Consider the following 14,725-nt stretch of genomic DNA (forward strand, 5'->3'; position numbering starts at 1 on the left):
TTGAAAATCGCGACGCCGAGTTCGAACAGAAGATGGCGGAGGTGCTGTGCGTCTATCGGGAAGTCGAAGTCCTGAAGAAAGCCTCTGCCAAGGGAAAGAAGAAGCGGGGAAAGCCGGTGACGATCGTCTCCTGCGACGAGAAGCCGGGAATCCAGGCCATCGCAACGACGGCGCCGGATTTGCCGCCCAAGCCTGGCGTCCACGCCACCTTTGCGCGCGATCATGAATACAAACGCCATGGCACGCTCAGCCTGTTGGCTGGGATTGATCTGCTCACCGGCAAGGTCCACGCCCTTGTCAAAGATCGCCATCGCAGTCGAGAGTTCGTCGAACTCCTCAGGCTTATCGATGCCGCCTATCCGCCGAACACTGCGATCAAGTTGATCCTCGACAATCATTCCGCGCACATCTCGCGAGAAACCAGAGCCTGGCTCGCCACTCGACCAAGCGGGCGCTTCGAGCTCACCTTCACGCCCAAGCACGGCTCATGGCTCAATCTCATCGAGGGATTCTTCTCCAAGTTCGCCCGTTCAGTCCTCCGCCACATCCGGGTGGCCTCAAAACACGAACTCAAGGAGCGCATCATGGCCGGTATCGACGACGTCAATCGCCATCCGGTCATCCACACGTGGTCCTACAAACTCGCCGACGCCGCCTGATATGATTCGAACCAAGAAAACGCTAATCTAGGTTTTTACTCAGGGCGTCTTAACACCTGCTCTCGACATCAATCCAGATGCTTCAGAATGTGGTCGCTCGGGCCGATCTCGTTGTGCCGCAATGTCTCAGACGCCCGCACTGCAAGAGGCACGTACGCCATATTCTACATGCAGAAGAACCCCTGCAACTCGATGTCAGCCGCAGCACGCCCGAATGGCGCACTTGATTTGCCGCTTGATCAAGTAGCGATCTGATCTTGCTTCTCGCGCCCGCCACCTGGCAGGCCCGCCGCAAGATGTTCTTGGAACTAGGCAGAGAGCGCAGCGGAATGGCTTTCCGCGATTGCGGCGGGTTGCACTTGGCACCGGTGTCGGCGACGCGGCTCAGATAATGCGAGAGGTGCATTTTGTCGGATGAAATGAGTTCAGCTACACAAATGAAATTGCTTGAATCGCACACTGCGTCAGGTTGTAGGCTTACAAACGACGACCAAAGCTAAGCCACGCGGGGCGTCGATAGCGCATTTGCGGCGCTATTGGCGTAATGGTGCGCAACTGCGCCCTACTCTCAACGGTTCATAGTGATCGATGTGGTGCTGCGAGCGATTGCTGAGCGCACCAAAGGCCCTACTTCAAGGCCGCGGACGACTTCCACGCCCGCTCGCATGCTCCGTTGCGCAACTAACATGCTTGCGACCGAGTCCGAGAGCCTTCTTTGCGATCGCGCGGCATCCCCGAAGGAGCCTAGCTCGGGCGGGGGCGACTGGGACCTTCATAGAAGTAACTGTTGCTCAATGTTTACAACGCAAAGGCTTTCAACGGGAGAAGATATGCGTTTTAAGGGCCTTGATCTAAATCTTCTTGTTGCGCTCGATGCTCTGATGACCGAACGTAATCTCACCGCGGCGGCACGCAGCATCAAGCTGAGCCAGCCAGCCATGAGCGCCGCCGTCGCCCGGCTACGCGCCTATTTCCGCGACGAACTATTTACGATGAGAGGTCGGGGCCTTGTCCCAACACCGCGTGCCGAAGGGCTCGCCGCCCCTATTCGCAAGGCTCTGCTGCACATCCAGCTCTCCATTATATCCCAGGATGTGTTCAACCCTGCCAAATCGGATCGCCGCTTCCGGATCCTCCTGTCCGATTTCATGATAATCGTATTGTTTCGAAAGGTCGTGGACCGTGTCGCACGGGAAGCTCCCGCCGTCAGTTTCGAATTGCTGCCACTCGCCGATGCGACCGATGAGCTTCTCCGGCGCGGTGAAGTCGATTTTCTTATCTTGCCGGAATTGTTCATGTCGAGCGCACACCCTAAAGCGACATTGTTCGAGGAGAAACTCGTGTGCGTCGGATGCCGCACGAACAAGCAGCTACCACCGCGGCTTACATTCGAGAGATACATGTCCATGGGACACGTTGCGGTCAAGTTCGGGCTTACGCGAAAGCCCTCCATTGAGGAATGGTTCTTACTCAAGCACGGTCTCAAGAGACGCATCGAGGTCGTCGTGCAGAGCTTTAGCATGATCCCGCCGGTACTATTGGACACTGGCCGCATAGGTATGATGCCATCAAGGCTGGTTGATGCATTTCGCAAAAACGATGCCCCTGAGGATCGTCGAACTTACGCGGTCACTTCCCGCGTTTACCGAGGCCGTCCAATGGACCGCTTTTCACAATAGTGATCCGGCAAGCATCTGGACGCGAGAAATATTGTTGGAAGAGGCGTCCCGCATGAGTCCTCCGCCTGAGACCACGAAAGATCCAGGCGCCCCTAAATTCACTTAAAGCGTCTTCTCACCTCCTCTTCGCATCAATCCGGTTACCCCCAATCCTTCGTGAGAACCGCCCCTCATTCATCGCAAGCGCGGATTCGCAAAAGCGTCCTACGTCCGTTATATCTGCACCCATATTTCAGCTGTCTCTCGCGAGTCTAATATTAGGCTCCTCTCGGCTTGACGCCATTCTCGCTCGAGCTCGATAGCGACAATTTGCGGCGTTGAAGATTAGTGGCCCGTTGCAAATGGCTATCGAACCCGCCACACCAGCAACGGTCTCAAGCCAGCGGTTGGGCTCGCTCGAGAGGATAGCGATCCAGTCGACAGCAGACGCGGAGCGCGACATGTAAACGACCTACGCGATCAACGACATTTCCTACACATCGTCGGCGGCAGTTCTGGCACGAAGTCAGCTCCGATATCTTCTTCTCGCTCGACCTTCGTCTCTTCGGAGCTCATGACTCTCAAAGGGCGCCTGGCCCTCGGACCGACCCCTCCCGACCTCAAGCAGCGCATCATCTGCAAATCGAAGTGGTTGCAGGACTGATCTGCGAAGGCAAGCCACGCGCTCCTGGCAACCCAAATTGCGCAACGAACTCGCAAGCGCGCTGATAACAGCAGAACTCGACATTTGCCTGGAGGGTGGGACTAGCGAATCGGCCCAGATGCCCTCAGCGCACTGGCATCGACTAATTTGGAAGGCATTGCCATCTGCGTGTTTGTCATTTTGTATACCAGGCGCGGGCGAGCAAGCATGTCGGACAGCCCGATCACCTACCCCTTCGCGCCAAGTCTCATCTACCGTGGTGCGATCCGTTGTGAACGGGATCAAAGAGCGGCCACCACTTTGCGATAGATATCGAGGCAGCGGGACCCAAGCTGAGAAAATGCTGGGCTATAGTTGTTGGATCAGCATTGGCTGCCGATCGTTGCTCGTATCGGCGCGGCGCTTTCTTGCAGCCATGGCTCAGAATAGCGGCGCACCGAATGTGAGAATCCTCTTCTTCGCCCCGCCAGTTCGGCTGCACATCGGCACTGCGGTGCTCGCAATTCCGAGAAAAGTTAGTCGATATCGCCTGCGCGGCCTTGAGACGAAGCAAAGCGCGACTGTGTTGCGCAACAGCATCACTTCAACGTATACCGCACCTTCGTCGCTGTACGCCGGCGGTCTGTCTTCTTTTGGCCAAACGTCTTAGCCACGTGCGGCCGCCCTAGCGTTAATCACGGAGCCGAATGTTGCAGCAACACAGTGGTGTCTACGATCCAGAAGACCTCTCGGTCTTGGGAAGGCTTTTTGATGAAGCAGTCGCGGCGTTACCGGCTTCGATGCGAACTCCTGAAAATCGAACGGCAATCGCCACGCTTGTTCTGGAACGTGCAGCAGCCGGTGAGGCCCACTTGGCGTCCCTGATGAACTTGATGGGCGCCATTGCTTCTGCCGCTTGATCAGGCGACTCTCTGAGGACAGCAACCTTGCTGGCGCCAGAAGAGCCGCCTAGCTGGCGCCTGAAACGAAGCCGTTTTCAGGTAGACCGTTGAAATAGCTTGAATCTCACGCGACGTCAGGTTGTAGGCTTGAAATTAGAGGACCATGACAAAACCTACACCACGAAGGCGTCGATGGCGCATTGGCGAGCTTGCAGAGGCGACCGGGGTAACGGTACGCACTCTGCATCATTATGAGCAAACCGGCTTATTACGTGCGTCGGAGCGCACCGACGGCGGTCACCGCATGTACGACCACGAAGGCCTCAAACGAGTACATCAAATCCGAGCGCTACGTGAGCTTGACTTCTCGCTTGACGAGATCCGTAGAGCGATAGAGGGCAGAATCTCGCTTACCGACCTATTGCGCAATCATTTGGGGAGAATTGAACTTCAAGTCGCGCGTGCAACCTTGTTGCGAGATCGTTTGCGCAACATCACGACGGATAGTGAATTGCACGTCAGTGTAGATGAGCTACCTGCCACTCTGGATGCAATGTCGCGGGTTGAGGAAGAACGCCCTCAGCCGCTCCCATGCACATGCGTCATGGACTCAGATCGAGAGGAGCAGTGGCGGAAGATCCGCGACGAGCTGCGCGATTGTGTGGATCGGGGCGAGCATCCCAGCAGCGAACGGGCAAATGCTGTGGCGCTTAAAGCGCGCTTGCTGATCACAGAAATCGCAGGAGCTGATTCGACCGTTTCAATGGTACTGAAAGTTCTTGCGCGATTGAGCGCGCCACGCAGTATGGCTGGCTGGGATCCCTGCCTAATGCAATATCTCGACCTCGCACTTGCCGCCTTGAACGGATGAACTGCGCTGAACCTGCCGCGCATAATGCGTGCACCCCTGCTGTGTTCTCCATCTAGATGAGAATGATATGAGTTTTTTAGCGCTAGGGACGCGCCGGTTGTGGTTTGCGTCAGATGGTTGAGGACTCGTGGCGCTCTTCTCTAAGTTTTGCAGCGTCGCTCCTTCATCGAGACATGACTTTGGACACATTTATGAGACGAGCCACCGAAGGGCTTGAATCGTACGTGGCGTCAGATTGTACGATCTAATGTAGGTGGCCACGGTCCCTGGCAATACGACCTAGGGACAACTCCGCCTAGCCGGGAGGATCGCATGGCCTGCAGTACGTTCAGAAGTTTCTGGGCAAGAGCTTCGGCATTCGGGACGCAGTGGATGATCTTGGTGGCCTTGCAAGTGCTTGATCAGAGCGAGCCGTGCCGGTCGGGGTGATCGCGGGTGTGCTGGATGCTGACGCAGCGTTCGTTACGACGTAGTCGAGCTTCTCGCAAGGAGAGGCTTTGTCCGACCAACCGAACAAGACGGATTTATCTATCTCTCACTCACGGATAAGGATCGCAAACGTCGCGGATCTCGCTTCGCTGCAACCCAATTCGACTCGACATCATGTCGTTGGCACGTCGGTTGCTGCTCCAAAGGTTAAGTTAAGGATTACGAATGTCTCAAGCTGTTAGGCTCACGCCCCACGAGACGGTCAGAAGGCTCGAGCACTTCCGCAAGGAGCTGATTGTCAAAGTGCTCTATACGCCGGATGGGGTGCCGCCGCCATACCTGCAGCTAAAACAGGACGACCAACTAGAGATCAGGGCGGGACGTATTCACGTCGCCGTTGCCGGACAGGAACGGGAGCTCGGTCCGAGTTCGGTATGTGACGTCTCAGGCGCCGGTCCTCACAAAGTATGGAATACGGGCGACGAACCCGCAGACTCCATATACGTAACGCCGCCGCGGGGATGGACATGCGAACCGTTTGCTGTGTTCGATCGATTGCAGCGTCAGGAGCGCGTCGGACGTGATGGAATGCCGAGATTGCCAGCGTTCGGCGTGTATCTCACTGCTTATCGCCACATCTTTCCTATAGCGGGACCGCAATGGCTGTTTCGCTCTGCCACGGCAGGTCCGGAGGCATCGGCCAGCCGCGGCTTACGCGCTGCCTTGAGGCATCCAAAGCTGGCGTTATCTCGTAACCAAGCGATGCCCTCGCATGGGCAGGAACGGCAAGCTGTTAGCAAACTAAAGCGAACATCCGGAGCTCTAAGTGCCAATTTCTCGAATTACGACAGCTGCAAGCGCAGCATTCCTCTCTTGTGCTTTGGCTTCGACCGCGCCAGCTGCCGACGTTAATATCGCCGTGGTCGGCCCGATGACCGGAAGCACTGCTGCGCTTGGCGTACAGATGCGCGACGGTGCTACTGCGGCTGTCGATGCGTTAAATGCCTCGGGCCTACTTCCCGGTATCAAGGTCATATTGAGCGTCGCCGATGACGCGTGCGATCCCAAGCAGGCCGTCGCAGTTGCCAATCGGCTGACGATGGATCAAGTCAAGTTGGTCGTTGGCCACTTTTGTTCGTCTTCCTCTATCCCCGCTTCCGACGTTTACGCCGAAGCGGCACTTATTCAGATTTCACCTGGCTCAACGAATCCTCAGCTAACAGAGCGTGGTCTCAAGACGGTGTTTCGGATCTGCGGCCGCGACGACCAACAAGGACTCGTGGCGGCCGAATACATCTTGCGACATTATCCGAACAAGAAGATTGCCGTCCTTGACGACAAGAGTACCGCCGGCAAGGGCATTGCCGACGTCGTTGAGTCACGCCTTCAGGAAGCGGGCGAAAAGGTCCTTCGGCAAAGCTATGTGGCCGGCGAAAAGGACTACACGGCCCTGGTCTCAAGAATGAAAAGAGACGGAATCCAGATCGCCTATATCGGCGGCTATTACGCCGAGATCGGCTTGATTGTGCGTCAGGCCGCAGAAGCCGGCGCAGGCCTCACTATCATGGCGAACGATCCGTTGATGACCAGCGAGTTTTCGGCGATCGCGGGCGAAGCAGCAAACGGCACACTGTTCACCTTCATGCCCGACTCCACCAAGGATGCTCAAGCCGCGGACGCCGTAGCTAGGCTCAAGTCTTCCAACCTATCAGCGGGAGGCTACACGCTCTACGCCTATGCCGCCGTCCAGGCATGGGCGGACGCGGTAAAGCGGGCCGGTACCTTCGACGGTCCGCGAGTAGCAGCTGCGCTTCGTTCGCAGCCAACCCAAACAGTAATTGGGCCGGTCCGGTTCGATACCAAAGGAGACAATGCAGCTCCCGGCTTCGTCGTATACCGGTGGCATAACAACATTGTCGAGACCGTCGAGTAGAACTCATCGTTGTGACCGCACACGAGCCTAGATATTCAGCGAAGTAATGGAAATGATGAAACGCAATTTCGGATATGACGTGCTACTCGGGTCGGTTCTCGCGCTCGCGGTACTCGCGTCGTTTCTCGCGCTCGCAGTACTGCTCGTGGAGCTATCCTATGACGCCGATGCGCCAACGGAAGAGTTTATGCCCAACGGCACAGCTCGGCCGATGTCGCTGCGTTACCTTTGCTTAGCTCTTTGCCGAACTTCCACTGTGCGATCTGAGAACGACTCGTTCCGGGACCAATATTTAGTACCTGGACCAACGCAGAGTGATATTGCCGCCAACTTAGAAATGACGGCAATGCCAATCCGTGACCGAGGCGGCTGATTGCTGCACTTTGGATGCCGGCCGTCCTCGCTGTCGCAACAAACACTCAAACTCTGTCCTCAGGCCGTCTACCGGACTGACTGACCGGCATGCTGACAGCTGCAAGCGCCCTCGCTGGTTCAACGGGAGAAACCTATGTCCGATGCCAAATTGCAAAATGTGCTCTCTTCTCTTTCGCAGGCAGCGAAACAGTTAGATGCTCTGCCGTCCGGCCGGCCTGCGCCGGCCGCCAATTACGTCAAACTAAACAGGAATGAGAACCCATTTCCTTTGCCAACAATCGTATGGCAAAGTGCAATTGCGGCGCTTGAGCGGCAGTATCTGTATCCAGAAGATGACAACATTAGCCTGAGGGAAGCAGCCGCTAATACCTACGGCGTCGCGATCGATCATGTGATTGCCGGCAATGGATCATCTGAGCTTCTCGGGCTCATCTACAGAGCATTTCTTGCCCCGGGCGACAGCGTCGCAATGCTGTCGCCAGGTTTTTCATTCAATCGCAAACTTGCTATGTTGCAGGGTGCTCAACTGCTTGAAATCAGATGTAACGAACCTCAGTCGTTGCCGATAGAGCAATTGCTCTTTGGGCCAGCAAAAGATGCCAAGTTCATTCTGTTGGCGAATCCGAACAATCCGACCGGAACGTTCATCCCTATAGCCGATATCGAACGCCTCCTGGCACAATCGGACCGCCTCGTCGTGTTGGACGAAGCGTATGTCGATTTTGCGCCTGATAATGGCCTGCGGCTCCTCAGCCGTTATCCGAATTTTCTGCTCTTAAGAACACTTTCGAAAAGCTATGCCGCCGCTAGCATTCGCGTCCGCTTCGGGTTCGGCCACCCGCAGCTTATTGGAAGGCTTCGTAACATCCAGAACGTCTTCAACATGAATGTAGTCGGGCACGCGGTCGGCATCAGCATTCTTGCGCATCGCGCCGTCTATGAAGAGAACCATAGGCACATCAGGCATGAAACACAGCGGGTTGCGACCGCACTGTCGCAACTTGGATTTTCTCTAACGCCCTCCCACGCAAACTTCTTGCTAGCGCGTGTGCCTGCGGGACACGACGGCCGCTTTGGAAAGGCAAAGAATACTTGTTGCCTTCCTTCCCGATAACGGTCTTGAAAATTGCATCCGCGTCAGCATCGGGACAAAAATGCAAATGGATGCGCTTCTGGGAGCCGTCAGTGACATTTCTGACAGCTTAAAGCTAGGAAGATCGCCAGTTGAGCCGCGCTAAAGTCTGCTTTTGCGTTACCCAGGCGAACGCATCACGACGGAACTAAGAGCGGTTGCTGCCAATGGCTAAGATCTGTTGTGACTGAGCCGCGAACAGTGGCAACGGATCTATCCTCCTTCGCAACGGATGCTTAGGCGTCGAAGAGGGACGGACAATCGTCTCGTGATCAGCGGTGAAGACGAAGCAGAGGAGAACAAAATGTGTGGCCACGATAGGAGACGTCGGCGTCTTTGACCCGCTCAGATGCCGAAAACAAGCGAACTTCCTGCCTTCACACCTACAATTGGAGACAATCCAGTGAAAGACGTCTTTTCTTCAAAACTAACGTTCGGCATCTTCGATCACTTAGACGAGGACGGCCGCGACATCGTCCGACAATACGCAGATCGGCTCGTCCTGGCAGAGGCGTACGACCGACTCGGCTTCTTTGCATATCACGTGGCAGAACACCACTGTACGCCGCATGGGAGAGGTCCATCGCCAAATTTGTTCTTGTCGAGCATCGCACAGCGCACACGGCAACTTCGCATCGGGCCATTGGTGATGCAGCTTAACCTCTATCATCCCCTGCGTGCATTTGAAGAGATCTGTATGCTCGATCACTTAAGCGGTGGCCGGCTTGAGGTGGGTATCGGACGCGGCTCTCTTCCGCTTGAATTGGGCTACTACGGCATCAGCGCTGACGCGGCGCCAAGCCGTTATAAAGAAGCAAGCGAAATCCTTATCAGCGCTATGAAAGGCGGCATGCTATCCTATCAAGGCCAACATTTTGAGCTAAACAGCGTTCCGTTGACGGTAAACACTTATCAGCGTCCAAGGCCGCCGACATGGATTGCGACAAATCGACCCGAGTCCGCAGCTTGGGCAGCTGCCAATGGCGCAAATCTCGCGTGCGTAGGCCCCTCCTCTGCTGTACGCAAAGTTACTGATGCCTTCCGCGCTCATCGAGAGCCCAACGGCGAGGCTCACGATCAAATGCCATTTCTTGGATTGCTTCGCATGGTCGTGATTGCGCGTTCGGAGATAGATGCCTATTCGCTCGCGGCATCTGCTTACGCACAATGGCTCGAGAGCTTTAAGTTCCTTTACGAGCTCAATGCCATCCCTACACCACCACACCTTCCGCTGACCTTCGATGCGGCAATCGAGAGCGAATTGTGCGTCGTCGGAACGCCATATTCTGTGCGACAAGTTCTCCTAAATCAGCTGGAAGAGGCAGGTGCGAATTACCTTCTTTGTCAACTCGCATTTGGCAATCTGCCATTAGATGCTTCCCTGTGCACCGCAACCGCAATCCAATCCGAAATCATGGCTGGACTTGGCCGACAATGATTTGCCGTCCGGCTTTAGACATCAAACGTTGTGGCAGCGCTCCTAGATCCTTCCCGTATAGTCGGCGGGCAGCATGCGCTCACGATCAGCAGCTCCTGTTTGCTCACCACATCCATGGGTCGACGAGGTGCGCTGTTGCCGCGATCCGGCAGCTCACGCTTTTCTAATCACACCTACGGAGGACTGACTAATGACGAAAGACCGATTCGCCATGGGCTTTGCCCTTGCATTGATTCTGATGGCGAGCTTTCCTGGAGCCGCCGGCGCGGAGCAGCCTGCGTACGCGGGGCTGAACGGGGGCGCGCCGATCAACACCGGCGACGTGTTGTCAGGCGAGCTCTACGCGTTTCGCATACGCGATGCCAAGCACGGCAAAAAGGTCGCCTACCATATCATCTCCGCGCCGCGCCGGCTGCCCGAACCGCACGCGCTGTGCAAGCTAGAGACCGGACCGGTAATGTTTGAGCTGCTCACAACTGGCGAAGCGCACGCCCGTCAGCTGAAGCCACTAGTCGGCAAGAGGATTTCGGTGAAGGTCGATGAAATCGCCTGTGCCGACGCTGAGCAGATGAGCGAGGCGGTGATCAAGAAGTGGAGTCTGGTGAAACAGCGTTGACTTGTTAGAGCCTGCGCTGACAATGTTCCAGCATATCGTGCAACAAGCTGCGGAATTCGCCCCACTGCCGTGGAAGGCAACTAGCTGCAGGGCAAGGATTTGGATCTATAGAACGAAGCTTAGGCCATGATGAAGCATTTTTCGTTGAATACCCATATAGGCAATCACAAGCTGCGTCCGATACGCAGATGCTGAACTACGGCTACGATCCACAATTATCGCAAGGAGCGGCTAAACCGCCGGTCTTTCTGACCTCGACCTTCGTTTTCCGGACTGCCGAGAAGACGGGATGGACTTTCGATTTCGTCTCAGATCGGCGCGAGCCTCCCGAGGGAATGGGACGCAGGCCTGGTTTATTCGCGGTTCAATCACCCCAACAGCGAAATTGTCGAGGACGGGATTTCCGTCTACGAGCGCATAGAGAATTGCGCACCATCCGGCATGGCGGTGATTGCGACGACGATCCTCGCGTTCGGCAAGCCCTGGCGACGTGATTCTGCACTCTCAACCCACTCTACGGTGCACCGGAAGCGTTGCTTGTGAAGACGCTTGCGGGCCTTTCGATTCGGTGCCGTCGGCTTTGCCGACGGCCTCGACGAGACCGGAGTCATGCTGGCGACAGGGGACGCGATACACAAAGGCAGGGTTCCAATGATTTTCATCGAAACTCTGGCAAACCCAACCGATGGGCTGGTCGATATTGCGATGGTCCGCCGCGTCGCAGAGATGCCCGGCCGCGCCCAGGAGCACACGCCAATCGTCGCGTGCGATAACACATTGCTAGGGCCAGTGTTCCTGCGACCGATCGAACATGGTGCGGATTTCACTTTGTATTCACTGACCAATATGTCGCGGTCATTCAGACCTGATCGCTGGCGCTGCGCTCGGGTCAAGAGCCCTCATGAAGGACGTCAAAGCGCCGCGAGGCGCCACCCGCACCCAACTGGACCCGCATTCCTGCTGGATGATCAGCCGCTCGCTCGAAACACTGAGCCTTCGCATGGAAAAGCCGATAGAAATGCGCATCTCGTAGCGCAATACCTGCGCGACTACGAAAAAGTGGCCTCGCTCACCACGAGGCAGACGGGCCGCGGGCCGGCTATTCGCGAAGCAATGCACTGGCACAGGTTCCACATTTTCGTTCGATACTGTCGACGGAGAAGCCGCCGCATACAAATTTCGGAACGCGCTGAAACTCTTCAAGCTGGCAGTGAGCCTGGGCGGTACCGAGTCGCTTGCCAGCCTACCCGCAAGCATGACGCACTCAGGTGTTACGACTCACATTCGGGAAAAATCGGCGTCCTCGACTCCACCATCCGGCTATCGATCGGCATCGAACATGCGTCGGACCTAATTGCATATATCGCGCACGCGTTGACCGAGGCATAGCTGCAGGCGTGCGGCTGCTGGGACCGACCCGCCAGGCGCCCATAAATGCTGTCCCGCGGGGCTTGTTGCCAACTCGACACCTCGGTCCCGTAATCACTTTGACGACGTGCTTGTGACCTCCGAGCAACCCTGAGCTGCGCTGCGCAGAATGCGTGATGGGCAAGCTGCCAGCGCGACTGCTCTTTTCATCCACAGAGGTCTGATTGCCATATCGATGCCATTAACCGGGCTATCAGGAGCATAGATGCAGCAGCATCATCGCTAAAGGAGAACCGTAAGTGCGCGTTAGTCCGTATTTTGAGGAGATCAAGGCTCGCGCGCTGCAACTGCTAACTAGCTTTCGGCCCACCGCAACCACATTCCCTCGAATCAAAGGGGAACTCCGACATGCCGTGCGCGGCGCACTCGGCCAAGCACGCGACGAGATGTACAAGCGCGAGAGACCCCGCATCATGGGGTCGCGAGCGGAACGCGCTGCTGCGTATCGGCGCACTCACTTCAACATCGGCAACTTCGCGCGAGCAGAGCGGGAAATTCGCAAGCTCATGTGGACGCGGCTGCACCACTGACAGTGGCGCCTTTATTTTACCCGGCGCTCGGTATCGGCAACACTTACATACATTGCAGCGTTTTGGCATAAGATCAAATCGCGCGCGAGCCTCGCGCCACCGCATCGTCTGAATGTTTTAGACGCGACACTCTTCGGCTGCATTTGCATCTCAACCAGGGACTCGAAACCTAAATGGACGTTACAAATAGCTCGTTTCGTCGGGAGACTCTGCGGGCATCGCAAGAGACAGCAAATCCGGGCTTAATAAAGCTCGTCACCGACCGCTACTTCAAACGCGAGCGGAATGGACGCTATCTGCTCGGCGAATCTGTTTCCGACCTGTTAAAGCGCGTCAAGGCGCAGAAGCGCAAAGAAGAGACGAGCCCCGCCTCACAGGATCTGCTCATCGCCCGATCCGAAGAGCGCTTAATGTCGGCGCCGACAAGCCACTAGATTAAGCAACACTGCGCAATCCTCAAGGAGATCTGCGGCGTGCTCAAGTAGACATCTTGCGATCCCATCGATAATTGCAACGGGATCCGGCGTTATGTCGAAGCGCGCCGCGATGATGTTCGAGCGCTGAACAAACGTTCACACGATCCCGTTCGGCTCGCCGAAGAACTCAGGAATGCCAATCCAACCACTACTGACGACGAGAAGGAGGATCAACGTGTCTGAGCAGCGAATGATCACGGCAGGCGATTCGATCGCGAGGATCGATCGTGTATTTCAGAACTTTCGGAAATGATCGATACTGACAATTCGATTTCCCCTTGCGTTCGAGGCGCGATGCACGCATTGCTCGATGAGGATCTTCTTTTGGCGAGAGCGAGAATTCTCGACTATATCGCGAAGAATGAGGCGCACTGGCGATGAGTATCCCTGCGGCCGTTTCAGGTGCTGAGGCCCTTGCCCTCGCCCAGGAGCGCTTCGCGTACGCTTGCGCGGTAATTGACGCTAATCCCGACGTGCTGCTCGAGATTCGCGACCTGACGCTGGAGTTCAGGATGCGGATCATCCCGCAAGCGGGGACGTCATGACGCGGTCCCCGCAGCACCAGCACTCGCCCAAGATCGAGGGCATCGCGCGAAAGCTCGAGATCGTGGTGGCGGAGCTAGCTTCGCTTTCGAATGCTGCTCGCAGCTCGATGAGGATTATAGCAGTATTCAGCGGGTCGCGGAGATCCGTCACGTTAGCCCCGAGGGGGTGCTCTCTCGCATTTCGCCGGGGCAAGCTACGTGCCGAGAAGCGCGGTGGCCGCTGACACGGTTGCGCGGTATAGCCGTACATCAACCTAAAAGACGACAATAGGCAAATCATGGACAAGGTTTCATAAATCGAGGCGGAGCTTCGACAGATGGCAGCAGTGTATGCCCGCAAATGCATTGCGCTTGCCAAGCTGCAGGAGGCGTACTGTAGTAAACTCAACGAGTTGCTCGAGGCCGAGCTGGCGCGCGACCGACACAGCACCGCTGGGACCCGCGAACGAGATGATCATCACCGACGCCTGTGCTGCGATCGACCAGGGTTTCCGAAAGGATTGTAGAGACCCGATGAATGGGCACATTGACCATCCCAGCGTGTCTAGGAGCCTGTCCAGTTAGCTTTGGGAAGGCAGTTTTATCTTGATAATGGCGGCTCAGGCGGCCCTTGCGAGCTTGACGAGGTTGTGAGCGGTGCAGATGAGCGCCCATTCTGCGCTGACCTTTTCGATGCCGCGCAGCAGGAATTGCCTGAACCCTCTTGCCTGTTTGATCTGTCCGAAGACGGCTTCGACGATCTGCTTGCGCAAGCGGTAGCGACTTCGGTAGCCGGCGCGCTTGAGCTTGGTGCTCATCCTGGCGATCAGCGAGCCGGGTCTTGAAGCCTTTTTCGCGGTGGCGGATTTGGTGCCGTGCTTCTGCCTTCCGGTGGCGATGTAGCCCTCGATGCGCCGCCGTTTGATCGTGCGAAGATTGGCGTCGGAGCAGTAGCCGGCGTCGGCCGACACTTCGTCGGGATTGGTCCCCAGATTGGCCCTGATCCCGTCGAGCAACGGCGCCAGTTGCGCCTGATCGCTGGAGGAACTGGTCAGCGTCTGCGCCACGATGATCTGATGGGCACCATCGACCGCGGCCTGGGCGTTGTAGC

10 protein-coding genes and 4 pseudogenes are annotated in these 14,725 nt (G+C 56.5%); 12 read left to right on the forward strand and 2 right to left on the reverse strand.

Going from position 1 to position 14,725, the window contains the following annotated elements; all coding sequences use genetic code 11:
• The 12 genes and pseudogenes from CQ13_RS38285 to CQ13_RS44035 form a co-directional block, all read left to right on the forward strand.
• Nucleotides 1-659: IS630 family transposase (locus CQ13_RS38285; RefSeq protein ID WP_156434165.1), on the forward strand; the 659-nt coding region annotated here is incomplete at its 5' end.
• Nucleotides 660-1,489: 830 nt separating this feature from the next.
• Nucleotides 1,490-2,444 (forward strand): annotated as a pseudogene (locus CQ13_RS38290) (LysR family transcriptional regulator).
• A gap of 1,223 nt (nt 2,445-3,667) precedes the next feature.
• The gene (locus CQ13_RS42240) at nt 3,668-3,880 is read left to right on the forward strand and encodes a hypothetical protein (protein ID WP_245309608.1); all 213 of its coding nucleotides are present in this window, start codon (nt 3,668-3,670) and stop codon (nt 3,878-3,880) included.
• A 145-nt stretch (nt 3,881-4,025) separates the two neighbouring features.
• Nucleotides 4,026-4,733 (forward strand): MerR family transcriptional regulator, encoded by a 708-nt coding sequence (locus CQ13_RS38295; RefSeq protein WP_082637897.1) that lies wholly within the window; start codon nt 4,026-4,028, stop codon nt 4,731-4,733.
• Nucleotides 4,734-5,988: 1,255 nt separating this feature from the next.
• Entirely contained in the window at nt 5,989-7,095 is a 1,107-nt protein-coding gene (locus CQ13_RS38300; protein WP_245309609.1) for a branched-chain amino acid ABC transporter substrate-binding protein, read from the forward strand.
• Nucleotides 7,096-7,603: 508 nt separating this feature from the next.
• Nucleotides 7,604-8,708: pseudogene (locus CQ13_RS38310) on the forward strand (pyridoxal phosphate-dependent aminotransferase).
• A gap of 297 nt (nt 8,709-9,005) precedes the next feature.
• Nucleotides 9,006-10,040 carry an LLM class flavin-dependent oxidoreductase gene (locus CQ13_RS38315; RefSeq protein ID WP_057847938.1) on the forward strand — a complete coding sequence of 345 codons (1,035 nt, stop codon included), beginning with the start codon at nt 9,006-9,008 and terminating at the stop codon, nt 10,038-10,040.
• A 190-nt stretch (nt 10,041-10,230) separates the two neighbouring features.
• Nucleotides 10,231-10,656 carry a hypothetical protein gene (locus tag CQ13_RS38320; protein WP_057847939.1) on the forward strand — a complete coding sequence of 142 codons (426 nt, stop codon included), beginning with the start codon at nt 10,231-10,233 and terminating at the stop codon, nt 10,654-10,656.
• A gap of 651 nt (nt 10,657-11,307) precedes the next feature.
• Nucleotides 11,308-11,439 (forward strand): annotated as a pseudogene (locus CQ13_RS46660) (methionine gamma-lyase); the annotation flags it as partial.
• Nucleotides 11,440-11,557: 118 nt separating this feature from the next.
• A pseudogene (locus CQ13_RS46665) lies at nt 11,558-12,010 on the forward strand (PLP-dependent transferase).
• Nucleotides 12,011-12,787: 777 nt separating this feature from the next.
• Nucleotides 12,788-13,048, forward strand: coding sequence for a hypothetical protein (locus CQ13_RS38330; protein ID WP_057847940.1), 261 nt, complete (start codon nt 12,788-12,790; stop codon nt 13,046-13,048).
• A 419-nt stretch (nt 13,049-13,467) separates the two neighbouring features.
• On the forward strand, nt 13,468-13,635 hold the full coding sequence (locus CQ13_RS44035) for a hypothetical protein (RefSeq protein ID WP_156434166.1): 168 nt from the start codon (nt 13,468-13,470) through the stop codon (nt 13,633-13,635).
• A gap of 290 nt (nt 13,636-13,925) precedes the next feature.
• On the opposite strand, the gene CQ13_RS44040 is transcribed toward CQ13_RS44035, so the two are convergent.
• Both CQ13_RS44040 and CQ13_RS38340 read right to left on the reverse strand, forming a co-directional pair.
• Nucleotides 13,926-14,093: a hypothetical protein gene (locus CQ13_RS44040; RefSeq protein ID WP_156434167.1), complete on the reverse strand. Its 168-nt coding sequence runs from the start codon at nt 14,091-14,093 to the stop codon at nt 13,926-13,928.
• 141 nt (nt 14,094-14,234) lie between these two features.
• Nucleotides 14,235-14,725 (reverse strand): transposase (locus tag CQ13_RS38340; protein WP_156434168.1); only part of this gene is annotated, 491 nt, incomplete at its 5' end.

It is taken from the genome of Bradyrhizobium retamae (assembly GCF_001440415.1).
GTDB classification, from domain to species: Bacteria; Pseudomonadota; Alphaproteobacteria; order Rhizobiales; family Xanthobacteraceae; genus Bradyrhizobium; species Bradyrhizobium retamae.